General features: G+C 67.3%; 28 protein-coding genes and 2 riboswitches. Of the genes, 17 read left to right on the forward strand and 11 right to left on the reverse strand.

What is annotated here, in order from left to right:
• The first annotated feature begins 19 nt into the window (after positions 1–19).
• Positions 20–568: a LuxR C-terminal-related transcriptional regulator gene (locus AC3EF3_RS12650; RefSeq protein WP_488532505.1), complete on the forward strand. Its 549-nt coding sequence runs from the start codon at positions 20–22 to the stop codon at positions 566–568.
• Here AC3EF3_RS12650 and AC3EF3_RS12655 read toward each other — a convergent pair.
• On the reverse strand, positions 565–951 hold the full coding sequence (locus AC3EF3_RS12655) for a carboxymuconolactone decarboxylase family protein (protein ID WP_488532506.1): 387 nt from the start codon (positions 949–951) through the stop codon (positions 565–567). The genes AC3EF3_RS12650 and AC3EF3_RS12655 overlap by 4 nt on opposite strands.
• 39 nt (positions 952–990) lie before the next feature.
• Here AC3EF3_RS12655 and AC3EF3_RS12660 point away from each other — a divergent pair, with 39 nt between their 5' ends.
• Positions 991–1,578: a peroxidase-related enzyme gene (locus AC3EF3_RS12660; RefSeq protein ID WP_488532507.1), complete on the forward strand. Its 588-nt coding sequence runs from the start codon at positions 991–993 to the stop codon at positions 1,576–1,578.
• Between the two features lies 1 nt (position 1,579).
• Here the strand turns inward: AC3EF3_RS12660 and AC3EF3_RS12665 are convergent, their stop codons facing one another.
• Positions 1,580–2,362, reverse strand: a complete 783-nt coding sequence (locus AC3EF3_RS12665; RefSeq protein WP_488532508.1) for an SDR family oxidoreductase — start codon at positions 2,360–2,362, stop codon at positions 1,580–1,582.
• 69 nt (positions 2,363–2,431) lie between these two features.
• Here AC3EF3_RS12665 and AC3EF3_RS12670 point away from each other — a divergent pair, with 69 nt between their 5' ends.
• The 7 genes from AC3EF3_RS12670 to AC3EF3_RS12700 all read left to right on the forward strand — a co-directional run bounded on the left by AC3EF3_RS12670 (position 2,432) and on the right by AC3EF3_RS12700 (position 11,331).
• Positions 2,432–4,105, forward strand: coding sequence for an electron transfer flavoprotein-ubiquinone oxidoreductase (locus tag AC3EF3_RS12670; RefSeq protein WP_488532509.1), 1,674 nt, complete (start codon positions 2,432–2,434; stop codon positions 4,103–4,105).
• Positions 4,106–4,328: 223 nt separating this feature from the next.
• Entirely contained in the window at positions 4,329–5,612 is a 1,284-nt protein-coding gene (locus AC3EF3_RS12675; protein ID WP_488532510.1) for an MFS transporter, read from the forward strand.
• A 26-nt stretch (positions 5,613–5,638) separates the two neighbouring features.
• A riboswitch (glycine riboswitch) is annotated at positions 5,639–5,734 on the forward strand.
• A gap of 15 nt (positions 5,735–5,749) precedes the next feature.
• Positions 5,750–5,849: riboswitch (glycine riboswitch) on the forward strand.
• 44 nt (positions 5,850–5,893) lie between these two features.
• The gene (gene gcvT, locus AC3EF3_RS12680; RefSeq protein WP_488532511.1) at positions 5,894–7,027 is read left to right on the forward strand and encodes a glycine cleavage system aminomethyltransferase GcvT; all 1,134 of its coding nucleotides are present in this window, start codon (positions 5,894–5,896) and stop codon (positions 7,025–7,027) included.
• Positions 7,028–7,054: 27 nt separating this feature from the next.
• Positions 7,055–7,432, forward strand: a complete 378-nt coding sequence (gcvH, locus tag AC3EF3_RS12685; protein ID WP_488532512.1) for a glycine cleavage system protein GcvH — start codon at positions 7,055–7,057, stop codon at positions 7,430–7,432.
• 25 nt (positions 7,433–7,457) lie between these two features.
• Positions 7,458–10,352, forward strand: a complete 2,895-nt coding sequence (gene gcvP, locus AC3EF3_RS12690; RefSeq protein ID WP_488532513.1) for an aminomethyl-transferring glycine dehydrogenase — start codon at positions 7,458–7,460, stop codon at positions 10,350–10,352.
• A 111-nt stretch (positions 10,353–10,463) separates the two neighbouring features.
• Positions 10,464–10,910 carry an Hsp20/alpha crystallin family protein gene (locus AC3EF3_RS12695; RefSeq protein ID WP_488533785.1) on the forward strand — a complete coding sequence of 149 codons (447 nt, stop codon included), beginning with the start codon at positions 10,464–10,466 and terminating at the stop codon, positions 10,908–10,910.
• Between the two features lie 13 nt (positions 10,911–10,923).
• A complete protein-coding gene (locus AC3EF3_RS12700) occupies positions 10,924–11,331 on the forward strand; it encodes an Hsp20/alpha crystallin family protein (protein WP_488532514.1) in 408 nt (135 codons plus the stop codon).
• Here AC3EF3_RS12700 and AC3EF3_RS12705 read toward each other — a convergent pair.
• From AC3EF3_RS12705 to AC3EF3_RS12735, 7 genes are all read right to left on the reverse strand, one after another.
• Positions 11,328–12,122, reverse strand: a complete 795-nt coding sequence (locus tag AC3EF3_RS12705; protein WP_488532515.1) for a sensor histidine kinase — start codon at positions 12,120–12,122, stop codon at positions 11,328–11,330. The two genes, AC3EF3_RS12700 and AC3EF3_RS12705, sit on opposite strands and share 4 nt — an antisense overlap.
• Before the next feature lie 105 nt (positions 12,123–12,227).
• On the reverse strand, positions 12,228–12,890 hold the full coding sequence (locus tag AC3EF3_RS12710; protein ID WP_488532516.1) for a DsbA family oxidoreductase: 663 nt from the start codon (positions 12,888–12,890) through the stop codon (positions 12,228–12,230).
• A gap of 47 nt (positions 12,891–12,937) precedes the next feature.
• Positions 12,938–13,705, reverse strand: coding sequence for an alpha/beta fold hydrolase (locus AC3EF3_RS12715; protein ID WP_488532517.1), 768 nt, complete (start codon positions 13,703–13,705; stop codon positions 12,938–12,940).
• 40 nt (positions 13,706–13,745) lie between these two features.
• A complete protein-coding gene (locus AC3EF3_RS12720) occupies positions 13,746–14,753 on the reverse strand; it encodes an SDR family oxidoreductase (RefSeq protein ID WP_488532518.1) in 1,008 nt (335 codons plus the stop codon).
• A gap of 98 nt (positions 14,754–14,851) precedes the next feature.
• Positions 14,852–15,037 carry a DUF3606 domain-containing protein gene (locus AC3EF3_RS12725; protein WP_488532519.1) on the reverse strand — a complete coding sequence of 62 codons (186 nt, stop codon included), beginning with the start codon at positions 15,035–15,037 and terminating at the stop codon, positions 14,852–14,854.
• Between the two features lie 122 nt (positions 15,038–15,159).
• Positions 15,160–16,257, reverse strand: coding sequence for a chorismate synthase (aroC, locus tag AC3EF3_RS12730; protein WP_488532520.1), 1,098 nt, complete (start codon positions 16,255–16,257; stop codon positions 15,160–15,162).
• 30 nt (positions 16,258–16,287) lie between these two features.
• The gene (locus AC3EF3_RS12735; protein WP_488532521.1) at positions 16,288–16,752 is read right to left on the reverse strand and encodes a CBS domain-containing protein; all 465 of its coding nucleotides are present in this window, start codon (positions 16,750–16,752) and stop codon (positions 16,288–16,290) included.
• 95 nt (positions 16,753–16,847) lie between these two features.
• On the opposite strand from AC3EF3_RS12735, the gene AC3EF3_RS12740 reads away from it, so the two are divergent.
• Together AC3EF3_RS12740 and AC3EF3_RS12745 are read left to right on the forward strand one after the other, a co-directional pair.
• Positions 16,848–18,146: an O-acetylhomoserine aminocarboxypropyltransferase gene (locus tag AC3EF3_RS12740; RefSeq protein ID WP_488532522.1), complete on the forward strand. Its 1,299-nt coding sequence runs from the start codon at positions 16,848–16,850 to the stop codon at positions 18,144–18,146.
• Between the two features lies 1 nt (position 18,147).
• Positions 18,148–18,951 carry an alpha/beta fold hydrolase gene (locus tag AC3EF3_RS12745; protein ID WP_488532523.1) on the forward strand — a complete coding sequence of 268 codons (804 nt, stop codon included), beginning with the start codon at positions 18,148–18,150 and terminating at the stop codon, positions 18,949–18,951.
• Here AC3EF3_RS12745 and AC3EF3_RS12750 read toward each other — a convergent pair.
• Positions 18,948–19,733: an alpha/beta fold hydrolase gene (locus tag AC3EF3_RS12750; protein WP_488532524.1), complete on the reverse strand. Its 786-nt coding sequence runs from the start codon at positions 19,731–19,733 to the stop codon at positions 18,948–18,950. The genes AC3EF3_RS12745 and AC3EF3_RS12750 overlap by 4 nt on opposite strands.
• Before the next feature lie 68 nt (positions 19,734–19,801).
• Here AC3EF3_RS12750 and AC3EF3_RS12755 point away from each other — a divergent pair, with 68 nt between their 5' ends.
• On the forward strand, positions 19,802–21,079 hold the full coding sequence (locus AC3EF3_RS12755) for a cytochrome P450 (RefSeq protein WP_488532525.1): 1,278 nt from the start codon (positions 19,802–19,804) through the stop codon (positions 21,077–21,079).
• On the opposite strand, the gene AC3EF3_RS12760 is transcribed toward AC3EF3_RS12755, so the two are convergent.
• Entirely contained in the window at positions 21,014–22,279 is a 1,266-nt protein-coding gene (locus AC3EF3_RS12760; protein ID WP_488532526.1) for a YihY family inner membrane protein, read from the reverse strand. The two genes, AC3EF3_RS12755 and AC3EF3_RS12760, sit on opposite strands and share 66 nt — an antisense overlap.
• A 30-nt stretch (positions 22,280–22,309) precedes the next feature.
• Here AC3EF3_RS12760 and AC3EF3_RS12765 point away from each other — a divergent pair, with 30 nt between their 5' ends.
• The 5 genes from AC3EF3_RS12765 to AC3EF3_RS12785 are packed head-to-tail and all read left to right on the forward strand — an operon-like array spanning position 22,310 to position 26,039.
• Entirely contained in the window at positions 22,310–22,702 is a 393-nt protein-coding gene (locus AC3EF3_RS12765; RefSeq protein WP_488532527.1) for a DUF2069 domain-containing protein, read from the forward strand.
• A complete protein-coding gene (locus AC3EF3_RS12770) occupies positions 22,686–24,110 on the forward strand; it encodes an FAD-binding oxidoreductase (RefSeq protein WP_488532528.1) in 1,425 nt (474 codons plus the stop codon). The genes AC3EF3_RS12765 and AC3EF3_RS12770 overlap by 17 nt, the downstream gene beginning before the upstream one ends.
• An 8-nt stretch (positions 24,111–24,118) precedes the next feature.
• Entirely contained in the window at positions 24,119–24,934 is an 816-nt protein-coding gene (locus AC3EF3_RS12775; protein ID WP_488532529.1) for a thymidylate synthase, read from the forward strand.
• A 4-nt stretch (positions 24,935–24,938) separates the two neighbouring features.
• Positions 24,939–25,436: a dihydrofolate reductase gene (locus AC3EF3_RS12780; RefSeq protein ID WP_488532530.1), complete on the forward strand. Its 498-nt coding sequence runs from the start codon at positions 24,939–24,941 to the stop codon at positions 25,434–25,436.
• A 3-nt stretch (positions 25,437–25,439) separates the two neighbouring features.
• A complete protein-coding gene (locus AC3EF3_RS12785) occupies positions 25,440–26,039 on the forward strand; it encodes a DUF4337 domain-containing protein (RefSeq protein ID WP_488532531.1) in 600 nt (199 codons plus the stop codon).
• Positions 26,040–26,042 lie beyond the last annotated feature (3 nt).

A 26,042-nucleotide genomic window follows, 5' to 3' on the forward strand; every position in this document is an offset into this window, starting at 1 on the left:
CTTCGTAAAGGTTAGCCCCGTGGACGTGGACTACCGCCTGGCATTCAACCTCGCGCCCGTGGGCCTGTGCGTCTCGCGCAATCGCGCCATTGTGGACTGCAACCAGCAGCTGTGCGACATGTTCGGGTGGTCGCACGACCTGCTGGTGGGGCAGTCCTTCATGGTGCTCTACCCGAGCGCTGACGAATACGAGCGGCTGGGCGCGCGCATGGCGCCGATCCTCAACGCCCGCGGCCACTACGCGGACGACCGCATCATGAAGCGCGCCAACGGCGAAGTGTTCTGGTGCCACGTGACGGGCCATGCGCTCAATCGCGACGCGCCGCACGAATCGGGCATCTGGGCCTTCGAGGACCTGAGCTCGCAGCGCCCGGTGAAGGCCGAGCTCACCGCCCGCGAGCGCGAAGTGGCCGCGCGGCTGCTCGACGGCATGACCAGCAAGGAGATCGGCAAGGCGCTCACGATCAGCCACCGAACGGTGGAGATCTACCGGGCACGCCTCATGCGCAAGTACAAGGCCAGCACGACGGCCGACCTCGTGCACAAGCTGATGGCCGGCGCGGCCTAGCCCTGCTTCGTCTCGATCACCTCGCTCGCCGTGCGGAACGCATCCACCGCCGCCGGAAAGCCGCAATAGACGCTCGCATGCAGGAAGATCTCCTGCAGTTCCCCGGGCGTCACGCCATTGTTCAGGGCCCCGCGCACGTGGATCTTGAGCTCATGCATGCGGCCCAGCGCCACCAGCATCGAAACAGTCACGATGCTGCGCGTCTTCAGGTCGATGCCCTGGCGCTGCCACGTGTTGCCCCAGGCGTTCCGGGTGACGAGCTCCTGCAGCGGCGCATTGAATGGCGTCGCCTTGTCGAGCGCGGCCTGCACGTAGTCGTTGCCCAGGACCTTGCGCCGGGTCGCGAGGCCGGCCTGCGTGACGGGATCGTTCGAGAGTTCCATGGGTGCTCCTTCTTGACGTGCCCACAGGATAATCGCGGCATGAACCGCTACCCCGCTCCGGAAATCAAGGACGTGCCCGACGACATCCGCGCCCGCATCCTCGAGGTGCAGGAGAAGTCCGGCTTCGTGCCCAACGTCTTCCTGGCCCTCGCGCGCCGCCCGGCCGAGTGGCGCGCGTTCTTCGCCTACCACGACGCGCTGATGGCGCCCGACACGGTCGGGCGCGACAGCGGCCTCACCAAAGGCGAGCGCGAGATGATCGTCACCACGACGAGCGCCGCGAACCAGTGCCTGTACTGCGTCGTCGCGCACGGCGCGATCCTGCGCATCTACGAGAAGAAGCCGCTGGTGGCCGACCAGGTGGCGGTGAACTACCTCAAGGCCGACATCACGCCGCGCCAGAAGGCGATGCTCGACTTCGCGATGAAGGTGTGCCTGCGCTCGCACGAGATCGGCGAGAGCGACTTCCCGCCGCTGCACGCGCACGGCTTTTCGGACGAGGACATCTGGGACATCGCCGCGATCACGGCGTTCTTCGGCCTGTCGAACCGGATGGCGAGCTTCTCTAACATGATGCCCAACCCGGAGTTCTACCTGATGGGACGGGTGCCCAGGGAAAAGAAATAGATCAGACGCCGAAGCCGTCGTCGGCCGCGATCACGGCGCCATTGATGAAGTGGCTCTGGTGGCTGGCCAGCAGCACGATCAGCGCGTCGAGGTCCTCAGGCGAGCCCAGGCGCTTGCGCGGCAGCATGTCGATGAGCTTCTTGCCGCGCTCGGTCTCCCACTGGTGGTGGTTGATCTCGGTGTCGATGTAGCCGGGGCACAGCGCGTTCACGTTGATCTCGAAGCGGCCCCATTCGAGGGCCATCGCCTTGGTCATCTGCACGACCGCGGCCTTGCTCATCGCGTACACGCCGATGCGCGGCAGCACCTTCAGGCCCGCCATCGAGGCGACGTTGATGATCCGCCCGCCGGTGTACGTGCCGGGCGCGGCGCCCTTGGCACGCGCGAGCATGCGTTTGCCGACTTCCTGGGCAACGAAGAAGGCGCCCTTCACGTTGGTGTCGAAGACGAAGTCGAACTCCTCCTCGGTCGCGTCCTGGAGCGCATTGGTCGACGCCACCCCCGCGTTGTTCACGAGGATGTCGATCGAGCCGACCTCGGTTTCGGCATGCGCCACCGCCGCGCGGATGCTGTCCACGTCGGTGACGTCCAGCGGCACCACGTGCGCGTCGAACCCTTCGCCTTCGATCTGCGCGCGCAGGTCCTTCAGTTTCTCGACGCGGCGCGCGGCGAGCACCACGGCTGCGCCCGCGCGGGCCAGCGTGCGCGCGAACTGCGCGCCCAGGCCGCTCGATGCGCCGGTCACCAACGCGACGCGGCCCGATAGATCAATGCTGTAACTCACAAGAGTCTCCTGCCTAAAATGTCAGCCGCTCGAAAACTATTATCACGCCACAACAAGGCAGAAGCTCCCATGACGCACGACGAAATCCTGGCGCAGTTCGGTCCCCGCGAAGCGATGGAGTACGACGTCGTGGTCGTCGGCGGCGGCCCGGCCGGCCTGTCCACCGCCATCCGCCTGAAGCAATTGGCGGCCGAGCACGGCACGGACGTGTCCGTGGTCGTGCTGGAGAAGGGTTCCGAGCCCGGCGCTCACATCCTCTCGGGCGCGGTGATGGACCCGCGCGCGCTCACCGAGCTCATCCCGGACTGGAAGGAGAAAGGCGCGCCGCTGAACCAGCCGGTGACCGACGACGCGATGGTGTTCCTGTCGGAGACCGGGTCGTTTCGCGTGCCCAACTTCGCGCTGCCGAAGATCTTCCAGAACCACGGCAACTACATCGTCAGCCTGGGCAACGTCGTGCGCTGGATGGCGCAGCAGGCGGAAAGCCTGGGCGTCGAGATCTTCCCCGGCTTTCCCGCGGCCGAAATCCTGTACGACGAGAAAGGTGCCGTCAAAGGCGTGGCCACGGGGAACATGGGCGTCGGCAAGGACGGCGAGCCCACCGGGAATTTCCAGCTCGGCATGGAGCTGCATGCGAAGTACACGATCTTCGCCGAAGGCTGCCGCGGCCACCTCGGCCGCCAATTGATCGACCGCTTCAGGCTCGCCGACGGGCGCGACCCGCAGGCCTACGGCATCGGCGTGAAGGAGCTGTGGGAGATCGACCCCCAGCGCCACGAAGCGGGCCTCGTGCTGCACACCGCGGGCTGGCCGCTGCAGAACGACACCTACGGCGGCGCGTTCCTGTACCACATGGAGAACAACCAGGTCTCGCTGGGCTTCATCACCGGGCTGGACTACGCGAACCCGTACCTCAGCCCCTTCGAGGAGATGCAGCGCTGGAAGACCCACCGCAACATCCGCTGGTATCTCGAGGGCGGCAAGCGCATCTCGTACGGCGCGCGCGCGATCACGGCGGGCGGCCTGCTGTCGCTGCCCAGGCAGGTCTTCCCGGGCGGCGCGATGGTCGGCGACGACGCCGGCTACCTGAACGCTGCGCGCATCAAGGGCAGCCACGCCGCGATCAAGAGCGGCATGCTCGCGGCCGAATCGGCGTATGCGGCCGTCACGGCCGGTCGCCAGCGCGACGAGCTCACGTCGTACCCCGAGGCCTTCGAGCGCTCGTGGCTGCACGACGAGTTGAACCGCTCGCGCAACTTCAAGGCCTGGTTCAAGAAGGGGCTGTGGCCGGCGACCATCATGAACGGCATCGAGCAGAAGGTGTTCGGCGGCCGCATGCCCTGGACCTTGCATCGCGACAAGCCGGACTACGCATACCTGAAGCCCGCCTCCGAGTGCGAGCCGATCGCGTACCCGAAGCCGGACGGCAAGCTCACGTTCGACCGCCTCTCGTCGGTGTTCATCTCCAACACCAACCATGCCGAGGACCAGCCGGCCCACCTGACCCTGCGCGATGCGTCGGTCCCGGTGCAGGTGAACCTCTCGAAGTACGCGGGGCCCGAGGGCCGCTACTGCCCCGCGGGCGTGTACGAGTTCGTCGAGGCCGAAGGGGGCGGTGCGCGCCTGCAGATCAACGCGCAGAACTGCGTGCACTGCAAGACCTGCGACATCAAGGACCCGACACAGAACATCGTGTGGGTGACGCCCGAAGGCGGCGGCGGCCCGAACTACGTGAACATGTGATCGCGGCAGGGGCGGGCCGCAGGGCCAGCCGTCAGCTTGATTTCAGCAAACCCCGAGCTTACCCGGGTCCGACGAGCCCCTGCACCAGCCTATCCTGCTGCCTGGATAGCCCACAAGCTGTCCGAACGCACGCCTTCTTCCTGGCACCGGCAGATCGCGCTGCCGTCCCGATCCCTTTTTCCCTGAGGAACCTTCTGCGATGAATTCGCCTGCAGAGAAAACCATGTCGAAAATCAGCTGGCGGCTGCTGCCGCTGCTGATGATCAGCTACTTCGTCGCCTACCTTGATCGCGTCAACCTGGGCTTCGCCGGATCTGCCATGTCGAAGGACCTGGGCTTCAGCAGCTCCGTGTTCGGCAGCGCCGCCGGCATCTTCTTCATCGCCTACTTCCTGTTCGAAGTGCCCAGCAACCTGGCCCTCGAACGCTTCGGCGCGCGCCGCTGGATCGCGCGCATCATGTTCACGTGGGGCCTGATCTCCGCGGCCCAGGCCTGGGTCGGCGGCACGACAAGCTTCAACGTCATGCGCTTCCTGCTCGGCATCGCCGAGGCCGGGTTCTTCCCCGGCGTGATCTTCTACATCACGCTGTGGTTCCCGTCCGCCTACCGCGCCCGCATCGTCGGCTGGTTCATGTTCGCGATCCCGATCTCCACCGTGATCGGCTCGCCGATCTCCGGCTACATCCTGAACATGGACGGCGTCGCCGGCATGCATGGCTGGCAGTGGCTGTTCATCCTGGAGGCGCTGCCCGCGCTGGTCCTCACCGTCTTCGTGCTGCTGTACCTGCCCGACAGCCCGAACGACGCCAAGTGGCTCACCGAGGAAGAGCGCCGCTGGCTGAAGGACACGCTGGATGCCGAGCGCCGCAACCGCGAGACCATCCACCAGATTTCCTGGAAGCAGTCGCTGGCCAACTGGCGCGTGATCGCCCTGGGCTTCGTCTACATGGGCGTCACGGTGCCGCTGTACGGCCTGGGCTTCTTCCTGCCGCAGATCATCCGCGGCTTCGGCGGCCTGTCGAACGTGCAGATCGGCTTCATCAATGCCTTCCCCTACCTGGTGGGCGCCATCGCGATGATCTGGTGGACCCGCAAGTCCGACGCGATGAAGGAGCGCAAGGGCTTCATCCTGCTGTCGCTCGTGTGCATCTGCGCCGGCCTGGTGGGCGCCGCGATGAACGCGGCGCCGGTCCCGAAGATGGCCTTCGTGACGCTCGCGGCCTTCGGCATCTTCACCGCGCTGCCGGTGTTCTGGACGCTGCCCACCGCCTTCCTGAGCGGCACCGCGGCGGCGGCCGGCATCGCCTGGATCAACTCCATCGGCAACCTGGGCGGCTACATCGGCCCGACCATCTTCGGCGCGCTGAAGGACCGGACCGGCAACGATTTCTACGCCGTGCTGTTCCTGGCGCTGCTGACCGTCGTCGCCATCGTGCTGGTCTTCACCGTCGGCCACGACAAGCGCGCAGAGCAGGCGACGGCGCTTCCCGCCGGCGCCCGCGCGTGACCGGGGCTCCTGGCGCGCGGGTACAATTCGCGCCGTCAGGAGAGAGCTGCGCGCAGTCAACGCAGCCGCCGAAGGCGCAGGCGACAGCCGAACGCTCAGGCACCCAGGACTGACAAGGCGCCCCGCATCGCCGGGGCGTTCACCTTGCTGGAGAGAGGCTTCGCCACGAAGCCCACCGAAGGAGCAAACCCTTGTTACGGGGTGAATCTCTCAGGTAAAGCGGACAGCAGGGCAGCCCCATCGTCTGTACGATGGTTTGCCCGCCCTTGATGGAGATCCGCTTGTCCAGCGACAGCCAAGATCAGCTTCTCAAGACGCCGCTGCATGCCCTGCATGTGGAGCTCGGCGCACGCATGGTTCCCTTCGCCGGCTACTCGATGCCGGTCCAATATCCCGCTGGCCTGATGGCTGAGCACCGCCAGACGCGCGAATCGGCGGGCCTGTTCGACGTTTCGCACATGGGCCAGCTGCGGCTGGCCGGCAGCGATGCGGCGGCGGCGTTCGAGTCCCTGATGCCCGTGGACGTGATCGGGCTGGCGGAAGGCAAGCAGCGCTACGGCCTGCTGCTCACCGATGAGGGAACCATCATCGACGACCTGATGTTCGTCAACCGGGGCGACCACATCTTCGTGATCGTCAACGGCGCGTGCAAGGTCGGCGACATCGCGCACATGAAGGCGAAGATCGGCTCGCGCTGCGAGGTGGTCCCCATGCCCGAGCGCGCCCTCCTTGCGCTGCAGGGGCCCCAGGCGGTCGATGCATTGAAGCGCCTTGTGCCCGGTAGCGAGAAACTCGTGTTCATGACGGGCGGCGCGTTCCAGTGGCAAGGCGCAGACCTCTTCATCACGCGCAGCGGCTACACCGGCGAGGATGGCTTCGAGATCTCCGTCCATGAATCGCAGGCCGAGGCGCTCGCCCGCGCCCTGCTCGCGCAAGCGGAGGTCAAGCCGATCGGCCTCGGCGCGCGCAATTCGCTGCGCCTGGAAGCCGGCCTTTGCCTTTACGGCAACGACATCGACACGACCACCACGCCCGTCGAAGCGCAGCTCAACTGGGCGATCCAGAAGGTGCGGCGCACCGGCGGCGCGCGAGCCGGCGGCTTCCCGGGCGCGGACAAGGTGCTCGGCCAACTCGACGGCACCGCGCCATTGCCGCGCAAGCGCGTGGGTCTGGTCGCGCTGGAACGCGTGCCGGTCCGCGAGCACACCGAACTGCAGGACACGCAAGGACAGCGCATCGGTGAGGTGACGAGCGGCCTGCTCGCTCCCACCATCGACAAGCCCATCGCGATGGGCTACGTTGAGGCCTCGTGCGCGAGCCCCGGGACGCGCGTGAACGCCATCGTGCGCGGCAAGCCCGTGCCCATGGAAGTCGCGCCCATGCCTTTCGTGCCGAACCGCTACTACCGTGGCTGAAGAACCGACCAACACCAGGAGAACCGCATGACCGTCAAGTACACGCAGGAGCACGAGTGGATCCAGCTCGAAGACCATGAGGCCGCCGTCGTCGGCATCACGCTGCACGCGCAGGATGCCTTGGGCGACGTCGTCTTCGTGGACCTGCCCGAGATCGGCCGCACCTACAACAAGGGCGAGACCGCGGGTGTCGTCGAGTCGGTGAAAGCCGCGGCGGACGTGTACATGCCCATCACCGGTGAAGTGACGGAGGTGAACGAGGAACTGCGCGCCAACCCCGCGCTGGCCAACACCGACCCGATGGGCAACGGCTGGTTCTTCAAGATCCTGATCAAGGACATGGCCGAATTCGACGTGCTCATGGACGAGCCCGAGTACGCGAAGTTCACGAAGAACGCGCACTGAGTTCCAGTGTCTTGACGGAGTTTGCATGCTGATGCCTTCCGCCCGCCCCCTGGGCGAGCTCGAGAACCTTTCCGAATTCATCCCGCGACACATCGGGATCAGCGAGGACGACGAGAAGCTGATGCTTTCCGCGATCGGCGAGGCGTCGCGCCGCGCGCTGATCGACAGCATCGTGCCGCGCTCGATCGCGCGTTCGGCCGCGATGAAGTTGCCGCCGCCGGCGAGCGAAGCGGCGGCGCTGGCGGAGCTGAAGGCGATCGCCTCGAAGAACCAGGTCTTCAAGAGCTTCATCGGCCAGGGTTATTACGGCACGTACACGCCGGGCGTCATCCTGCGCAACATCCTCGAGAACCCTGCGTGGTACACGGCGTACACGCCCTACCAGGCGGAGATCAGCCAGGGCCGCATGGAGGCGCTGGTCAACTTTCAGACGATGGTGTGCGACCTCACGGGCATGGCCATCGCCAACGCGTCGATGCTCGATGAAGCCACCGCGGCCGCCGAAGCGATGACGCTTGCCAAGCGCAGTGTGAAGAGCAAGAGCCAGCGCTTCGTCGTGGCGGGCGACTGCCATCCGCAGACCATCGAGGTGATCCGGACCCGCGCCAGGCCCCTGGGCATCGAGGTCGCTGTTGCGAACTCCGCCGAGGAATGGGCGACGGCACTGCAGGGCGACTACTTCGCCGTGCTCGCGCAATACCCGGCGACCAGCGGCCAGATTCACGACATGCGCGCCGACGTGCCCACCGTCCACGCGAAGGGCGCCGCGTTCATCGTCGCCGCCGACCTGCTCGCGCTGACGCTGATCACGCCGCCCGGCGAGTGGGAGGTGGACATCGCCTGCGGTACCACGCAGCGCTTCGGCGTTCCGATGGGCGCCGGCGGTCCGCATGCCGCTTACCTGGCATGCCGCGATGAATTCAAGCGCTCCCTGCCCGGGCGTCTCGTCGGCGTCAGCGTCGATTCGCACGGCAACCCCGCCTACCGGCTCGCGCTGCAGACGCGCGAGCAGCACATCCGCCGCGAGAAGGCGACGTCCAACATCTGCACGGCGCAGGTGCTGCCGGCGGTGCTCGCGAGCATGTACGCCGTGTACCACGGCCCGCAGGGCCTCAAGCGCATCGCGCAGCGCGTCGCGAGCTACACCGCGATCCTGGCAAAGGGCCTGGAGCAGCTCGGTCACGCGCCGCGACTGCAGCACGGCGCGTTCGACACGATCTCGCTGCACACGGGCGAAGCCACGCAGCAGCTCGTCGCGAAGGCCCATTCGATGCGCGCCAATGTGCGCACGGCCTGGGACGAATACATCTGCATCTCGCTGGACGAGACGACCACGCGCGCCGACATCGAGATGCTGTGGAGAGTGTTCGCCAGGCCGAACCAGCCGCTGCCCGACATCGCGAAGTTCGAGAAAGGCATCGACTCGCTGATCCCCGAGGGGCTGCGCCGCACCAGCGCGTTCCTCACGCACCCGGTGTTCAACACGCACCACTCGGAAACCGGGATGCTGCGCTACATCCGCGCGCTGTCGGACAAGGACCTCGCGCTCGATCGCTCGATGATCCCGCTGGGCAGCTGCACGATGAAGCTGAACGCGACGAGCGAGATGATCCCGATCACCTGGCCCGAGTTCGCGCACGTCCATCCCTTCGCGCCGGCCGACCAGTTGCAAGGCTATGCGGAGCTCGATGCGCAGCTGCGCGAGTGGCTGTGCCAGGCGACCGGCTATGCCGGCATCAGCCTGCAACCCAATGCCGGCTCGCAAGGCGAGTACGCGGGCCTGCTGGCGATCAAGGCCTGGCACGAGAGCCGCGGCGACGCGCACCGCAACGTCTGCCTGATCCCCTCGTCCGCGCACGGCACCAATCCGGCGAGCGCGCAGATGGCGGGCATGCAGGTGGTCGTGACGGCCTGCGACGAGCGCGGCAACGTCGACCTCGCCGACCTCGAGGCCAAGTGCGAGCAGCACCGGGACAAGCTGGCCTGCGTGATGATCACCTATCCCTCGACCCATGGCGTGTTCGAGAAGCAGGTGAAGGAGCTGTGCCAGATAGTGCACCAGCACGGCGGCCGCGTGTACGTGGACGGCGCGAACATGAACGCGCTGGTCGGCGTCGCGGCGCCGGGCGAGTTCGGCGGCGACGTGAGCCACCTGAACCTGCACAAGACCTTCTGCATCCCGCACGGCGGCGGCGGCCCGGGCGTGGGCCCCGTGTGCGTGGTCGAGGACCTCGTGCCCTTCCTGCCCGGCCACGAGACCGGTGGCGTGAAGAGCCATGGCGTCGGCGCCGTGTCGGCCGCGCCCCTGGGCAACGCCGCGGTGCTGCCGATCAGCTGGATGTACTGCCGCATGATGGGCGCCGAGGGCCTGAAGCTCGCGACCGAAACCGCCATTCTCTCGGCGAACTACATCAGCGCGCGTTTGCGCGATCACTACCCCACGCTGTACGCCAGCGAGAACGGCCATGTCGCCCACGAGTGCATCCTGGACCTGCGGCACCTCAAGGAAACCAGCGGCGTCATGGCCGAGGACGTGGCCAAGCGCCTGATCGACTACGGCTTCCACGCGCCGACGCTGTCGTTCCCCGTCGCGAACACGCTGATGGTGGAGCCGACCGAAAGCGAGACGCTCGATGAGCTCGACCGCTTCATCGCGGCAATGATCGCCATCCGCGAGGAGATCCGGCGCGTCGAGCGCGGCGAATGGCCGCAGGACGACAACCCGCTCAAGCACGCGCCGCACACGGCCGCTGCACTGATGAAGGGCGAGTGGAAGCACGCCTACCCGCGCGAGGTCGGCGCGGCCGTCCTGGACGAACGCCGCCACGCGAAGTACTGGCCGCCCATCGGCCGCGTGGACAACGTCTATGGCGACCGCAACCTGTTCTGCAGCTGCGTGCCCACTTCGGCCTACGAGTGAAACGGCTGGGCGGGCGACCGTCTTGAAATCCTGACGGCCGCCATTACCTCCTGACCGCGCGGCCAGCCGGCTGCGCGTGTTTCGACAACGTCGATCAGGAGATCTCAGATGATGGCTTCATCACTCAGGCCTGCTGCGGACCTCTTCTCGGAACTGAACCGCCTGCAGAGCCTTCTCGACTCGGTGTTCCGGCCGTCCGAGCGGTCGAGCATCCGCGCCCTGAGCGGCGCGACCTTTCCTGTCATGAACGTGGGCACCACGCCCGATGCCGTGGAAATCATGGCCTTCGCGCCCGGCCTCGACGCCTCGGCCCTGCAGATCACCGTCGATCGCGGGCTGCTGGTCATCGCCGGCGAGCGCAAGAGCCAGGTTCCCGAAGAAGGCGACGCGACCAGCGTGTACGCGCAGGAGCGCTTCGCCGGCAGCTTCCGCCGGGTGGTGAACCTGCCCGAGGAGGCCGATCCCGCGCGTGTGGAGGCCAAGTACCGCGACGGCGTGCTGCGCATCACGGTCGCCAAGCGCGAATCGAGCAAGCCGCGCCGCATCGACGTGAACTGAAGGAGGACATGCCATGGCCAACAACCAAGTCCAGACTTCCGACAACCGGCTCGCCAGCCGCACCGACGAGCGCGCGGAAGGTCGCGAGCAGCCCTTCGTCATCCCGCCCGTCGACGTGTTCGAGAACGAGTCGGGCATCACGCTGCTGGCCGACCTGCCCGGCGTGGCGCGCGAGCAGCTCGGTGTGCGTGTGGACGGCGAAACGCTGACCATCGAGGCGACCGCCGCGATCGAAGGCCCCCCGAACATGGAGCTGGTCTACGGCGAAGCGCAGTTCCCCACTTACCGCCGCAGCTTCACCTTGAGCCGCGAGCTCGACTCGGAGCGGATCGAGGCGTCGCTGAAGGATGGCGTGCTGCGCCTCGCGATCCCGAAGATCGAGGAAGCGCGGCCCCGCCGCATCGAGGTGCGGACCGCCTAAACGAGTGGCAAGCGCACGGTGAAGGTCGCGCCGCGGCCTTCACCTTCGCTGCGCGCCTCGATCCGGCCGCCATGCAGCTCGACGAGGTGCCGCGCGATGGCAAGGCCCAGTCCCAGGCCGCCGTGAGCGCGCGCGGCCGACGGGTCCTGCCGGAAACGCTCGAACACGTGCGGCAGCAGCTCGGGTGCGATGCCGCAGCCCGAGTCCGCCACGGTGACCACCGCCCATCCCGGCGAGGACTTCAGCGAAATCTCGATTCGCCCCCGCGCGGGCGTGAACTTGATCGCGTTGGTGAGCAGGTTGGCCAGCACCTGTTGCAGGCGCATGGGATCACCCTGGACACCTTCGACCGGCGGGCCGTGCGAGCGGATGATGCGGATTTCCTTCTCGTCCGACAGCGGGCGCACCGATTCCACGGCCGCATCGATCACCGAGCGCAGGTCCACCGGTTCGAGGTCGAGCCGGAGCTTGTTCGAAGCCATGCGGCTCATCACGAGCAGGTCCTCGATCAGTTTGGCCTGCACATGCACGCTCTGCTCGATCACGTCGAGGCCCCGCTCGACGTCGTCCCGCGCGCGGGCGCGGCGCAACATGTGCGCCCAGCCCAGGATCGCCCCCAGCGGCGCCCGCAACTCATGCGCCACCACGGCGAGGAATTCATCCTTGAGCGCGACCTGTTTCTGCGCCTTCTCGCGCGCGCTGCGCTCGGCCGCGAGTTCGCTCCGCAAGCGCCCCAGTCGGGCGTGCAGGTCCTGCAATTCGTCCTCGAGCGATGGCGCCTGCACGTTCATGCCGCGGTTCCGCCAGGAAAGGCCGGTATTCCTGATGTACCGGATTGTGTCATCCGGTTTCTGCATTGGCGTGTAGGACCCGGCCTCGTCGAGGCCCGCAGCTGATCAGGCGATCGCTGCCGAAGCGATCTGCCGCAAGGCCTGCTCGAACACCTCGGGCGGCTGGCCGCCCTGGATCAGGTGCCGGTCGTTCACGATCACGGCCGGCACCGCATGAATGCCGTGGCTCGTGTAGAACTCTTCCTGCCCGCGCACGTCCTGGGCGTACTCGTCGCCGGCGAGGATCTCGCGAGCGCGGGCGACGTCGAGGCCGGCCTTGGCCACGCAATCCAGCAGCACCTGCGCCTCCTCGGGGCTGCGCCCTTCGGTGAAGTAGGCCTGGAACAGGGCCTTCTTCAGGGCGAGCTGGCGTTGCGGGTCCTGCAGGCCGGCCCAATGCAACAGGCGATGCGCATTGAAGGTGTTGTAGATCCGGTCACGCCCTTCCTTGCGGAAGTCGAAGCCGACGCTCGCACCGCGCTCGCGGATCGCCTCGCGGGCCGCGGCCTGCTGCTCGCGCGACGTGCGGTACTTCTGCGTGAGGTGCTCCGTGATGTCCTGCCCGCCCGCAGGCATCGACGGATTGAGCTCGAAAGGCTGGAAGTGCAATTGCGCCCCCACCTGCCCGTCCAGCCGTTCCAGGGCGCGCTCGAGCGAGGCGAGCCCGATCGCACACCAGGGGCAGGAGACATCGGAAACGAAATCGATCTTGAGTTGCGGCGCGTTCATGCAGCGCATGCTAGCCCCGTTCGCGCAACCTTGCTGCGCGTGAGCTTTCAGATGCGGTGGATGAACCCCGCCACCAGGCCCGCGAACTCTTCCGGCCGCTCCACGGCGCTGAGGTGCGCGGCGTCCAGCGTGGCCAGCTCGGCGCCGGAGATCGCATTGCAGATCGCGTGCGACATCGCAACGGGCGTGACCTCGTCCTGCGTGCCGGCAATGACGAGCGCCGGGCAGGCGATCAACGGGTTGGTCGCGAAGAAATCGATGCGGCCCACCGCCTCGGCGCAGGCCGCATAGGTCCGGGCGTCCATCGCCTCGAGCACGGCGCGCAGCTGCGCGATGCGCCGCGGCCCTGCGGGCGATTCGCGATAACCCCGCGTGAACCAGCGCGGCATCACCTTGTCGGCGACCGCGGGCATGCCGAGATTCAAGGCCGTCTCGACCCGCGAGCGCCACATGCCCCGGAAAGTCTCGTCGTAATGGCTCGACGAATTCGCGACGACGATGCTGTTCACCAGCTCGGGGTGGCGCACGGCAATCTGCTGCGCCACCATGCCGCCCATGGACAAGCCGACGAAGTGCACCTCACGGCCGGCTTCACGCGCGACCAGTTCCGCCGCGTCGTCGGCGAGGTCTGCGATCGTGCAGGGGCCGGGCACCGGGTCCGACTTGCCGTGGCCGCGCTGGTCGTAGCGCAGGACGGTGAAGCCCTTGACCAGCTGGGCCGCGACCTCGTCCCACATCGTGAGGTCGCAGCCGAGCGCGTGGGCCAACACGATGGTCGGTCCCTTTCCTTCCCTGACGAAATTCAGTCGCGGCATCGGCGGCCCGTCGTATGGTGCAACTGGCCGCGTTTATACGTCAACCGATCTTCCCCGTCACGGGCAGCACGATGCCGGTGATGTAACTTGAACACACCGGCGCGGCCAGGAACACATACGCGGGCGACAGTTCCTCGGGCTGGGCCGGGCGCTTCATCACCGTGTCCTGGCCGAAACTCCTGACGGCTTCCGGCTTCTGGTCGGCGGGATTGAGCGGCGTCCACACGGGGCCGGGCGCGACTGCGTTGACTCGAATGCCCTTGTCGATGAGGTTCTGCGCCATCGACAGGGTGAACGCGATGATGGCCCCCTTCGTCGACGAATAATCGAGCAGGTGCGAGCTGCCCCGCAGCGCGACCACCGAGGCGGTGTTGATGATGCTGGAGCCTTCCTTCAGGTGCGGCACGGCCGCGCGCGCCATGTAGAAGTAACCGAAGATGTTGGTGCGGAAGGTTTCCTCCAGCCGCTCGTCGGTGATGTCCTCGATGGACTGGGCGTGCTCCTGGAAGGCCGCATTGTTCACGAGCACGTCCAGGTGGCCGAATTCCTTGACGGTTTTCTCGACGGCCTCACTGCAGAACTTCGAGTCCTTCACGTCGCCCGGGACCAGGAGACAGCGCCGGCCTTCCTTCTCCACGCAGCGTTTCGTTTCCTGCGCGTCCTCGTGCGCGGTCAGGTACACGATGGCCACGTCCGCCCCTTCGCGGGCATACAGCACCGCGACCGAGCGGCCGATGCCCGAATCGCCCCCGGTGATGATCGCCACCTTGCCTTCGAGCTTGCCGCTGCCCCTGTAGTCAGGGGCGTCGAAGCGCGGCTTGAGCTGCATCTGCGCCTCGATGCCGGGCTTTTCGTGGTGCCGCTCATCCAGTGGCGGCTGCGGTTGCTGGCGGGCGCCGGCCTGAACAGCCTTGTCGCCTTTCTGCCCGCCGTCCTGCTTGTCCTGCGCCTGGTCCTTGTTGTCCTGCTCGCGCTGGATCTCGCGCTGCTTCTCGGCCGTTGCCTGGGCGCCGCGGCCGGCGTCCTTCGCCTTGGGTTTATCCACCATGCTTGCTCCTTCGTCAGTGCAAGGAGCACTATCCCGCGCGCCGCTGCGCCCGGGCGTCAAGGAGCCAAGCGGCCAGGGGTAGGACGACGACTACAGCGTCAGCTCGTCTGCGGCCGGGAGGCCGAAAGGTACCGGCGGACTTCCGCCACTTGGTGGCCGGCATGGTGGACCGCGTCGCGCAATTGGTCGATCGAAACGTCGAAGATGCGGCACCAGTAAGCGACATCCGCGGATCGCGTGAGGTCGATGCGCTGGCTGGACGTGGTCTGCACGGATTGCTCCATACCGGTTCCTTTCCGAGACGTGATGCCGTTGAGACTTCAGCGCAGGGGCGCGAGTTCCGTTCGCGCCGGCCGCATCCACAGGCCCGAAGGATGAGCAGGGTCCGCGCGAGCGGCACGCGCTTTCAGGGCGCGGAAGCGGGAATGGCTTTGAGCGGCGGCACGACGTCGCCGTTCTGCGCGCGCTGGCGCAGCACGTGCTCCATCACGACGAGCGCCAGCATCGCCTCGGCGATGGGCGTTGCGCGGATGCCGACGCAGGGATCGTGGCGGCCCTTGGTCACCACATCCACGGGCTCGCCTTGCAGGTTGATCGATTCGCGCGGGCTGATGATCGAGCTGGTCGGCTTGATCGCGATGGACACCTCGAGGTCCTGCCCCGTGCTGATGCCGCCGAGCACGCCGCCGGCATTGTTGGTGCGAAAGCCCTGTGGCGTCGGCGAATCGCCGTGCGTCGTGCCGCGCTGGGTGACGCTTGAAAAGCCCGCGCCGATCTCGACGCCCTTCACGGCGTTGATGCCCATCATCGCGTAGGCGATATCCGCATCGAGCCGGTCGAACAGGGGCTCGCCCAGGCCCGCAGGCACATGGCTCGCCGTCACGCGGATGCGCGCGCCGCAGGAATCGCCCGCCTTGCGCAGGCTGTCCATGTACGTCTCGAGGTGCGAGACGTCCGCGATCGGCGCGAAAAACGGGTTGTTGGGCACGTGCTCCCAGCTCTCGAACGGGATCGCGATCTCGCCGACCTGCTGCATGCAGCCGCGGAAGGTCGTGCCGTACTTCTGCGCGAGCCATTTCTTCGCCACCGCGCCGGCCGCGACCATGGGCGCCGTCAGGCGGGCCGACGCCCGGCCCCCGCCGCGCGGATCGCGCAGGCCGTATTTCTGCAGGTAGGTGTAGTCCGCGTGGCCCGGTCGGAAGGTCTGCGCGATCTCCGAATAGTCCTTGCTGCGCTGGTCGGTGTTGCGGATCAACAGGCAGATCGGTGTGCCCGTGGTCTTGCCCTCGTACACCCCGGACAGGATCTCCACCTGGTCGGCTTCCTGCCGCTGGGTGACGTGCCGGCTGGTGCCGGGCTTGCGGCGATCCAGGTCGGGCTGGATGTCGGCTTCCGAGAGTTCCATCCCGGGCGGGCAGCCGTCGATGACACAGCCGATCGCCGGGCCGTGCGACTCGCCGAAATTGGTGACGGCGAAAAGGGTGCCGAAGGTGTTGCCGCTCATGCAGGGATTATCCCCGAGCGGTGCGACGCGTCAGAGCTGCACGCCGGGCTGCTGCTCTTCGCCGCCGGGCCAGTCGCGGATGTAGGCCTTGAGCATCCGGTTCTCGAAGTTCTGGCTTTCGACCACCGCCTTGGCGACGTCGTAGAAGCTGATCACGCCCATCAGCATGCGGCGGTCCATGACCGGCATGTAGCGGGCGTGCCGCTCGAGCATCATGCGGCGGATCTCGTCGAGCTCGGTCTCCGACGTGCAGGTGAGCGGGTGGTCGTCCATGGCCGAGCGCACCGTCGTGGCGCCGACGCTGCCGCCGTTCTTCACGATGGCGACGATCACTTCGCGGAAGGTGAGCATGCCGACCAGGTCGCCGTGCTCCATCACCACGAGCGAGCCGATGTCCTTCTCGGCCATGACCTCGACGGCGCGTGCGAGCGGCTCTTCCGGCGTGACGGTGTACAGCGTGTTGCCCTTTACGCGCAGGATGTCGCTGACCTTCATGAACCGTCTCCTCGAATGCAGCCAATGCCGTTGCGGCCAATATAGCCCACAATCGCAGGCGCTGCCATAGCGGCAGATCAACGAGGAGACTCCCCTTGCCCGGCTACTCCGACCCCGGCTTCGACACGCTGGCGCTGCACGCCGGCGCCGCGCCCGACCCCGCGACCGGGGCGCGCGCGGTGCCCATCCATCTGACGACCTCGTTCGTCTTCGAGTCGAGCGACCACGCGGCAGCCCTCTTCAACCTCGAACGCTCCGGCCACGTCTATTCACGCATCAGCAATCCCACCACGGCCGTGCTGGAACAACGCGTCGCTGCGCTGGAAAACGGCATCGGCGCGATCGCCACGGCCAGCGGCCAGGCGGCGCTGCACCTCAGCATCGCGACGCTGATGGGCGCAGGCTCGCACATCGTCGCGAGCACGGCCCTGTACGGCGGGTCCCAGAACCTGCTGCACTACACCATGCGGCGCTTCGGGATCGAGACGACCTTCGTCAAGCCCGGCGACATCGACGGCTGGCGCGCCGCGATCCGGCCGAATACCAAGCTGCTGTTCGGCGAAACGCTGGGCAACCCGGGACTGGACGTGCTCGATATCCCGGTCGTTGCCGGGATTGCCCACGAAGCGAAGCTGCCGTTGCTGGTGGATTCGACGTTCACCACGCCTTACCTCATGCAGCCGCTGGGGCTGGGGGCGGACCTGGTCTACCACTCGGCCACGAAGTTCCTCTCGGGCCACGGCACCGTGATCGGCGGCGTCGTGGTCGATGGCGGCAGCTTCGATTGGGAAGCATCCGGGCGGTTCGCCGAACTCACGGCCCCGTACGACGGCTTCCACGGCATGGTGTTCAGCGAGGAATCGACGGTGGGCGCGTTCCTGCTGCGTGCGCGGCGCGAGGGCCTGCGCGACTTCGGCGCCTGCATGAGCCCGCACACCGCCTGGCTGATCCTCCAGGGCATCGAGACCTTGTCCTTGCGCATGGAACGGCACATGAGCAACACGGCCAAGGTGGTGGAGTTCCTGGCTTCGCACCCGTTCGTCGAGCGGGTGGGCCACCCGCTGTTCGAATCACATCCCAGCCACAAGCTCGCGCAGAAGCTGCTGCCCAAGGGCGCCGGCTCGGTGTTCAGCTTCGACATGAAGGGCAACCGCGAACAGGGCAAGACCTTCGTCGACACGCTGAAAGTGTTCAGCCACCTGGCGAACGTGGGCGATTGCCGCTCGCTCGTGATCCACCCGGCGAGCACGACGCATTTCCGCATGAGCGACGAGGCGCTGGCCGGCGCCGGCATCACGCAAGGCACGATCCGCCTGTCGATCGGCCTCGAGGATCCGGCCGACCTGATCGAGGACCTGAAGCGCGCGCTGAAGGCCGCAGAAAGGGCCGCCTGACATGGAACTGATCGTCAACGGCGCGAAGACCTATTGCTACACCGGCGGCAAGGCCTTCGATCCCGAAAAGCCCGTGCTCGTTTTCGTTCACGGCGTGCTCAACGACCACAGCGTGTGGATCCTGCAGACGCGCTATTTCGCCCACCACGGTTTCGCCGTGCTCGCGCCCGACCTGCCGGGCCATTGCCGCAGCGGCGGCGAGCCGCCTCGCTCCGTCGAGGAGGCGGCCGACTTCGTCATCGCACTGCTCGATGCGGCGGGCGTGCGGACCGCGACCGTCATCGGGCACAGCTTCGGGTCACTCGTGGCGATGGAAGTCGCCGCGCGCTCGCCCGGGCGCGTGAAAAAGCTCGTGATGGTCGGCACCGCCTATCCGATGAAGGTGTCGCCCCTGCTGCTCGACACCTCGCTCGACGACCCCATGAAAGCCATCGAGATCGACAACGTCTTCTCGCATTCGACGCTGGCGCCACCGCCTTCCGCGCTCGGCCCGGGCACCTGGCTGCCGGGTGCGTCGCGTGCGCTCAAGCGCCGCGTGCTCGCGAGCAATTCCCGCGTGAACCTGTTCCATCGCGGCTTCCAGGCCTGCGATGCTTACCGTGGCGGCGAAGAGGCGATGGGCCGCGTACAGTGCCCGGTGCTGTTCGTTCTCGGCAAGCGCGACTCGATGACGCTGCCGAAGATGGCCCGCTCGCTACAGGAGAAAGCGCGTGATGGCCGCACGGTCGCCGTCAATGGCGGCCACCAGATGATGACCGAAGCCCCCGACGAGGTCCTGGCCGCGATCCGGGACTTCGTCGCCTAATCGCCGAGGAAGCGCAGGACCTCGTCCACGAAGAGCTGCGGCGCGGTGTCCATCGCGACGTGCCGCTGGCCGGGCAGCACACGCGTGCGCGCATCGGGCAGCGCCCGCTCGATCGCCCGGGTCGCGGCGCCGAAATACGGTGCGCTCTCGCTGCCCAGGAGCAGCAGCGTAGGCACGCTCATCGCGCCGAAGCGCTGCGGCTCGAAGCGATAAACCTCGACGGCGCGCATCTCGCGCGGCATCGTGTGTGCCAGGGCGATGCGCATCGGCCAGGCGGGCGAGGCGCGGTACTTGTCGAACTCCGCCGGCGGCATGCCGTTCACCTCGCGGAAGAACACGGTGAGCACGGCTTCGCGATCGCCCGCGTCGAGCAGCGCCTGCATGCGCTCGATGCTGCCCGGCGGAAAGACCTCGACGCCGGGCGTGGGGATCGGCGGCTCGTACAGCACCAGCCTGCGGATGCGGTTCGTGCGCAGCGCTGCTTCCAGCGAGCAGATCGCGCCGAAGGAATGCCCGAGGAGGTCCACGGGGCCGCCGCTCGCATCGACGACCGCCGCCACGTCCTCGAACTCGCGCTCCATCGCGTACGAAGGATGCTCCCCGCTCTCACCGCGCCCCACGCGGTCGACGCAGTGCAACGTGAAGTGCGGCGACAGCAACGGCACCACGGGCGCCCAGCGCTTGCCCGTGCCGGTAGTGCCGTGAACGAGCACGAGCGGTGGGCCCGAACCCGTGCGTTCGAACGCGATGCGCGTGCCGTCCTTCGATGGGATGGTGTCCATGGCCGCGAGAGCGTACGCCCGCGCCGCGCGGCGTGCAATGGACGCAACCCGTCGGCACAATGGCCGCCATGGTGATCACCCCAGCCATGACCGCGGAGCGTGCGGCCGAAATCGCGGCATCGTTCGACTTGCGCGCGCTGCCGCCGGACTTCTATGCCAATCCCTATCCGGTGTACGCGCGCCTGCGCGAGAGCGAGCCGGTCAAGCGCCTGCCGGACGGCTCGGTCTTCCTCACGCGTTATGCCGACCTCGCCGCCGTGTACCGCGACGCTCATACCTTCAGCTCGGACAAGAAAGTGGAGTTCGGCCCCAAGTACGGCGAGGGCTCGGCCCTGCTGGAGCACCACACGACCAGCCTGGTGTTCAACGACCCTCCCCTGCACACCCGCGTGCGCAAGCTCATCATGGGCGCACTCACGCGGCGGGCGATCGCGGAGATGGGGCCGGGACTGGTCGAACTGGTCGACCGACTGCTCGACCGTATCGGGCGGCTGGCCGGCGGCGACCTGATCGAGGATTTCGCGGCGGCCATCCCGGTGGAGATCATCGGCAACCTGCTCGGGGTGCCGCATGAAGACCGTGGCCCGCTGCGCGGCTGGTCGTTGGCCATCCTCGGTGCGCTGGAGCCGAGGCTCACGCCCGAGCAGGAAGCGTTGGGCAACCGCAGCGTCACCGAATTCACCGGCTATCTCAAGGGGCTCGTCGCGGACCGGCGAAAGCATCCGGGCGATCCGGAACACGACGTGCTCACGCGCCTGATCCAGGGTGAGGGCGCCGACGGGCAATTGAGCGAAACGGAGCTGCTGCAGAACTGCGTCTTCATCCTCAACGCGGGCCACGAAACCACGACCAACCTCATCGGCAATGCGCTCGTCGCCCTGCAGGAATGGCCGCAGGCGAAGGCGCAGCTTCTGGGGCAGCTGCGCTCGCACGCCAACGAATCTGCGGCGCAGGAAGGCTTCATGACGCCGGCCGTCGACGAGTTCCTGCGCTTCGAGTCGTCGAACCAGCTCGGCAACCGGCGCGCGCTGCGGGCCTGCGACGTGGGCGGCGCGCCGCTGGAAGCCGGTGCGCTCGTCACGCTGGGCATAGGCGCGGCGAATCGCGACGGGTCGCAGTTCGACCACCCCGATGTGCTCGATCTCGCGCGCGAGAACAACCGGCACCTGGCCTTCGGCCTCGGTATCCATCAGTGCGCCGGCCTGAGCCTCGCGCGGCTGGAGGGGCGCATCGCGATCGCGCGCTTCCTGGCGCGATTTCCGCGCTATGCGCTCACGGATTCACCCACGCGCGGCGGCCGCGCGCGCTTCCGCGGCTTCCTGCACGCGCCCTTCGAGATCGCCTGAGAGCACGTCTTTCAGCAGCAGGCCGCGCAGGCCGCTGCGCAGCCACAGCGCTTCGGTGAGGTTGGAGCGCACCAGGAGCAGCCGCTCCATCAAAGGCGCGAGCGAGGTCACGCCCGCATCGGCGAGCAGCACGTAGCGCGTGTCCGCCTCGTCCTTCACTTCGTTCACGCGCGCCACCCAGTCGAGCGACTGCAGCGCTTCCAGCACGGGCTCGAGCTGCAGCGGGTCGATGCGCAGGTGCTGCGACAGCTCTTCGATGTTGAGGCCATGGCGCGGCGTCGCGCGTGCCGCCGCCAGCGCGCGCAGCACTTCGATCGCCAGCTCGAACCGCCATCCGGGCGTGCCGCCCGGCCGCCGGTGGCCGGCCAGCAGGCTGGGCAGGTAGGCCGCGATCACGGCGCCCCACAGCACGACCAGCCAGGCGATGTAGATCCACAGCAGCAGGATGGGCAGCGTGGCGAAGGCACCGTAGATCAGGGAGTATGTCGGCACCTTGCCCAGGTAGTACGCGAGGATGCGCCGCGCGAGCTCGATCCCGATCGCCGCGAAAATGCCGCCCGCCATCGCATGCGCGCGCTGTACATGCGTATTGGGCACGAAGCGGTAGAGCGCCGTGAGTCCGGCGGCAAGCAGCGCGAACTCGATCAGGTCGAAGACCACCTGCAGCGCGCCCGGCACACCCGACACGAGGCCGCGCGACGCGGAGATCACATACGACGTGAGGCTCAAGGAAGCACCGAGCAGCAGCGGGCCGAGCGTCATCACGGCCCAGTAGATCAGGACGCGCTGGCCGAGCGGGCGCTGCCGCCGCACGCGCCAGATGCCGTTCAAGGTGCGGTCGATCGTGAGGACCAGCGAAATCGCGATGATGAACAGCGCCGCCACGCCGGCCACGCCGAGGCGGCTGGCCTTGGACGCGAACTGCGTCAGGTAGCCGAGCACCTGCCGGGCGATCGCGTCCGGGATCACGCTTTGCACCAGCCATGCCTGCAGCGCCGCCTGCAATTTGCTGAACATCGGGAAGGCCGTGAACACCGCCAGGGCGACGGTGAAGAACGGCACCAGCGCCATCGTCGTCGTGAACGTCAGGCTGCTCGCCTGCACGCCGAGCCGGTCTTCGCGGAACCGCTCGAGCAATGTCCTTGCCGTGGACTTCCACGGGAAGCGCTGGAGGTCGGCGAGAAGCTGGCGGGCGGGCATGGGCCGCTATGATGCCAGTGTCACGAACGTATGCAGGTCCCCGCGCCGTCTCCTCCGCCCGCCACCGTCGATGCGACTCGCTGGATGGCGGTGGCGAGCCTTGTCGCCCTCATCGTCCTGAGCCTCGCGTGGGAACTGTGGCTGGCGCCGATCCGCCCTGGCGGCTCGCCGGTGATCGCGGGGCTGAAGGCGCTGCCCCTGTGCATCCCGCTCGTCGGCCTGCTGCGCATGCGCATGTACACCTATCGATGGCTCAGCCTGCTGGTCTGGTTGTATTTCATCGACGGCGTGGTGCGTGCCTACGGCGCGAGCGGGACCTTGCTGGCGCTGGCCGGTGCGGAGATCGTGCTGTGCCTCGCGATCTTCGGTGCCTGCGCCGCCCACGTACGCCTGCGACTGCGAAACCATGACGACATTGATTGACGAATTGCGCGCCATTGCCGGCGCGGCCCATGTCCTGACGGAAGGCGATCTCTCGGCCTGGGAACAGGATTGGCGCAAGCGCATGCGCGGCAAGGCGCTGGCCGTCGTGCGCCCCGCCTCGGCCGCGGAAGTCGCGCGCATCGTGAAGGCCTGTGCGGCCGCGGGCGCGAGCATCGTGCCGCAGGGCGGCAACACCGGCATGGTGGTCGGCGCGACGCCCGACGAAACCGGCACGCAGGTCGTCCTGAGCCTCACGCGGATGAACGCGATCCGCGCGTTCGACGCCGAGAACCTGACCATGACGGTGGAGGCCGGCTGCATCCTGCAAGCGGTACAGGATGCCGCGCGCGGCAAGGGGCTGCTCTTCCCCTTGAGCCTCGCGGCCGAGGGCAGTTGCACCATTGGCGGCAATCTGTCGACCAACGCCGGCGGCACGCAGGTCGTGCGCTATGGCAATGCGCGCGAGCTGTGCCTCGGGCTGGAAGTCGTGAACGCGCAGGGGGAGATCTGGGACGGCCTCACGGGCTTGCGCAAGGACAACACGGGCTACGATTTGCGCGACCTCTTCATCGGCGCGGAAGGCACGCTGGGCATCATCACGGCCGCCACCTTGAAGCTCTATCCCCTCCCAGTCGCGACGCTCACTGCGTGGGCCGCGGTGCCCGACGTCGAAGCGGCGGTGCGCCTGCTCGGCATGGCGCACCGCGAGCTCGGCGCGACCTTGACCGGCTTCGAGATGATGGGCCAGTTCGCGCTCGGCCTGGTGGCCAGGCACTTCCCGAAGATGCGCGTCCCGTTCCACGAACAGTCCCCTTTCTGCGTGCTGCTGGAAACGTCCGACCAGGAATCGGAGCTGCACGCGCGCGGGCAGTTCGAGCGGCTGCTGGAAACCGCGATCGAGCAGGGCTGCGTCACCGATGCGGTCGTCGCGGAAAACCTCTCGCAGGCGCACCAGCTGTGGCACATCCGCGAGAGCATCCCGCTGGCCCAGGCCGAGGAAGGCCTGAACATCAAGCACGACATCTCCGTGCCGGTGTCGCGCATCCCCGCGTTCTGCCGCGAGACGGACGCGCAATTGCGGCGGGAGATCCCCGGCGTGCGCCTGGTGAACTTCGGCCACCTGGGCGACGGCAACCTGCACTACAACGTGCAGTGCCCGGAAGGCATCGATTCAGTGGCCTTTCTACGTGACTGGGAAGAGAAGGTCAACACGGTCGTTTACGACGCGGTGAACCGCTTCGGCGGTTCGATCTCCGCGGAGCACGGCATCGGCAGCCTGAAGGTGGACAAGCTGCCCGACTACAAGCCCGCGCCGGCGCTGGCCATGATGCGCGCGATCAAGCAGGCGCTGGATCCGCAGGACATCATGAATCCGGGCCGCGTCGTGCGCCTGGAGAGAACGCCATAATCCGCGCCATGAACGCCCCGCGCCCGGTCCGCTCGCAATACGAAGACTTCATGCGCCATGTCTACACGCATGGCACGCCCAAGACCGACCGCACCGGCACGGGTACGCGCAGCGTGTTCGGATACCAGATGCGCTTCGACCTGGACGAGGGCTTTCCCCTCGTCACGACGAAGAAGGTGCACCTGAAGTCCATCATCTACGAGCTGCTCTGGTTCCTCAAGGGTTCGAGCGACAACAACTGGCTGCGCGAGCGCGGCGTGACGATCTGGGACGAATGGGCCCGCGAGGACGGCGACCTCGGTCCCGTTTATGGCGTGCAATGGCGCAGCTGGCCGACGCCGGGTGGCGGGCACGTCGACCAGATCGCCGAAGCCGTCAAGACGATCAAATCGAACCCGGACTCGCGCCGCATCATCGTGAGCGCCTGGAACGTGGCCGACATCCCGAAGATGGCGCTGGCGCCCTGCCACGCCTTCTTCCAGTTCTACGTCGCGGACGGCAAGCTCTCGTGCCAGCTTTACCAACGCAGTGCGGATATCTTCCTGGGCGTGCCGTTCAACATCGCGAGCTACGCGCTGCTCACGCACATGATGGCCCAGCAATGCGACCTGGGCGTGGGCGACTTCGTGTGGACCGGCGGCGACTGCCACATCTACAGCAACCACCACGAACAGGTGGAACTGCAGCTCTCGCGCACGCCCTACCCTTATCCCGTGCTGAACATCAAGCGCCGGCCGGCCTCGATCTTCGATTACGAGTACGAGGATTTCGAGGTGCTGGATTACCAGTGCCACCCGGCGATCAAGGCGCCGGTCGCCGTCTGAAGCCGTGAAGCTCGGACTGGTCTATGCGCGCGCCGCCAACGGCGTGATCGGCAAGGCGGGTGTCCTGCCCTGGCACCTGCCCGAGGATCTCGCCCATTTCAAGCGGGTGACGATGGGCGCGCCCGTGGTCATGGGCCGCAAGACCTGGGAGTCGCTGCCGCCGCGCTTCCGCCCGCTGCCTGGCCGCCGCAACGTCGTCGTCACGCGCCAGGCGCACTGGAGCGCCCCGGGCGCGGAGCGCGCCGCTTCGCTGCCCGAAGCCCTTGCCTTGTGCGCCGACGACCCGCAGGTGTGGGTGATCGGTGGCGCGGAGATCTTCGCCCAGGCGCTTCCGCTGGCGCATGTTGCCGAAGTCACCGAGATCGAGCGCGATTTCGACGGCGATGTATGGATGCCGGCGCTGGGCCCGGAATGGACCGAATCGCGCCGGGAGCGTCATCATTCGTCCGCCGGGTTCGACTACAGTTTCGTCACCTATACAAAAGCAGAGCGAGGAGCCTGAAAAATGTCCGGACACGGTTTCCACGTCCACGGCCCGCACGACCACGAGATCGAGCACGCCACGCAGCATGCGGCGGAAGGCCATCACGCGCCGGCCGGCGGCAGCATGATCAACCAGATCGCGATGTTCACCGCGATCATCTCCACCGTCGGCGCGATCTTCGCGTACATGGGCGGGGCGACGCAGGCCAACGCGAGCCTGTACAAGAACAACGCCGCGATCAAGAAGACCGAGGCGTCCAACCAGTGGAACTACTACCAGGCCAAGAGCAGCAAGCAGAACCTGTCGGAGCTGGCGCTGGCGATCGTGGCCGAGGACAAGAAGGACTTCTACAGGAAGGAGGTCGAGCGCTACAAGGCCGAAAAGGCCGAGGTCAAGCTCGCCGCCGACAAGCTCGAAGCCGAAGCCACGGACTGGGACAAGCAGAGCGACGCGCAGATGCACGTCCATCACCGCTGGGCGCAGGCGACCACCGCCTTGCAGATCTCGATCGCCATGGCCGCCATCGCGCTGCTCACGCGCAAGCGCTGGCTCGAATGGGCCATGCTCGCCATGAGCGGTGTCGGCGTCGTGATCGGCGCGCTGGCCATGCTGCACATCTGACCC

The organism is Ramlibacter sp. GS1-15, from assembly GCF_057785015.1.

Bases quoted from the DNA above. Each gene is read 5' to 3' on its own strand.
- AC3EF3_RS12655 (WP_488532506.1), bottom strand. From the start codon at position 951: ATGGAACTCTCGAACGATCCCGTCACGCAGGCCGGCCTCGCGACCCGG.
- AC3EF3_RS12660 (WP_488532507.1), top strand. From the start codon at position 991: ATGAACCGCTACCCCGCTCCGGAAATCAAGGACGTGCCCGACGACATC.
- AC3EF3_RS12670 (WP_488532509.1), top strand. From the start codon at position 2,432: ATGACGCACGACGAAATCCTGGCGCAGTTCGGTCCCCGCGAAGCGATG.
- AC3EF3_RS12675 (WP_488532510.1), top strand. From the start codon at position 4,329: ATGTCGAAAATCAGCTGGCGGCTGCTGCCGCTGCTGATGATCAGCTAC.
- gcvH (WP_488532512.1), top strand. From the start codon at position 7,055: ATGACCGTCAAGTACACGCAGGAGCACGAGTGGATCCAGCTCGAAGAC.
- gcvP (WP_488532513.1), top strand. From the start codon at position 7,458: ATGCTGATGCCTTCCGCCCGCCCCCTGGGCGAGCTCGAGAACCTTTCC.
- AC3EF3_RS12695 (WP_488533785.1), top strand. From the start codon at position 10,464: ATGGCTTCATCACTCAGGCCTGCTGCGGACCTCTTCTCGGAACTGAAC.
- AC3EF3_RS12700 (WP_488532514.1), top strand. From the start codon at position 10,924: ATGGCCAACAACCAAGTCCAGACTTCCGACAACCGGCTCGCCAGCCGC.
- AC3EF3_RS12705 (WP_488532515.1), bottom strand. From the start codon at position 12,122: ATGAACGTGCAGGCGCCATCGCTCGAGGACGAATTGCAGGACCTGCAC.
- AC3EF3_RS12710 (WP_488532516.1), bottom strand. From the start codon at position 12,890: ATGAACGCGCCGCAACTCAAGATCGATTTCGTTTCCGATGTCTCCTGC.
- AC3EF3_RS12715 (WP_488532517.1), bottom strand. From the start codon at position 13,705: ATGCCGCGACTGAATTTCGTCAGGGAAGGAAAGGGACCGACCATCGTG.
- AC3EF3_RS12720 (WP_488532518.1), bottom strand. From the start codon at position 14,753: ATGGTGGATAAACCCAAGGCGAAGGACGCCGGCCGCGGCGCCCAGGCA.
- AC3EF3_RS12725 (WP_488532519.1), bottom strand. From the start codon at position 15,037: ATGGAGCAATCCGTGCAGACCACGTCCAGCCAGCGCATCGACCTCACG.
- aroC (WP_488532520.1), bottom strand. From the start codon at position 16,257: ATGAGCGGCAACACCTTCGGCACCCTTTTCGCCGTCACCAATTTCGGC.
- AC3EF3_RS12735 (WP_488532521.1), bottom strand. From the start codon at position 16,752: ATGAAGGTCAGCGACATCCTGCGCGTAAAGGGCAACACGCTGTACACC.
- AC3EF3_RS12745 (WP_488532523.1), top strand. From the start codon at position 18,148: ATGGAACTGATCGTCAACGGCGCGAAGACCTATTGCTACACCGGCGGC.
- AC3EF3_RS12750 (WP_488532524.1), bottom strand. From the start codon at position 19,733: ATGGACACCATCCCATCGAAGGACGGCACGCGCATCGCGTTCGAACGC.
- AC3EF3_RS12755 (WP_488532525.1), top strand. From the start codon at position 19,802: ATGGTGATCACCCCAGCCATGACCGCGGAGCGTGCGGCCGAAATCGCG.
- AC3EF3_RS12760 (WP_488532526.1), bottom strand. From the start codon at position 22,279: ATGCCCGCCCGCCAGCTTCTCGCCGACCTCCAGCGCTTCCCGTGGAAG.
- AC3EF3_RS12765 (WP_488532527.1), top strand. From the start codon at position 22,310: ATGCAGGTCCCCGCGCCGTCTCCTCCGCCCGCCACCGTCGATGCGACT.
- AC3EF3_RS12770 (WP_488532528.1), top strand. From the start codon at position 22,686: ATGACGACATTGATTGACGAATTGCGCGCCATTGCCGGCGCGGCCCAT.
- AC3EF3_RS12775 (WP_488532529.1), top strand. From the start codon at position 24,119: ATGAACGCCCCGCGCCCGGTCCGCTCGCAATACGAAGACTTCATGCGC.
- AC3EF3_RS12785 (WP_488532531.1), top strand. From the start codon at position 25,440: ATGTCCGGACACGGTTTCCACGTCCACGGCCCGCACGACCACGAGATC.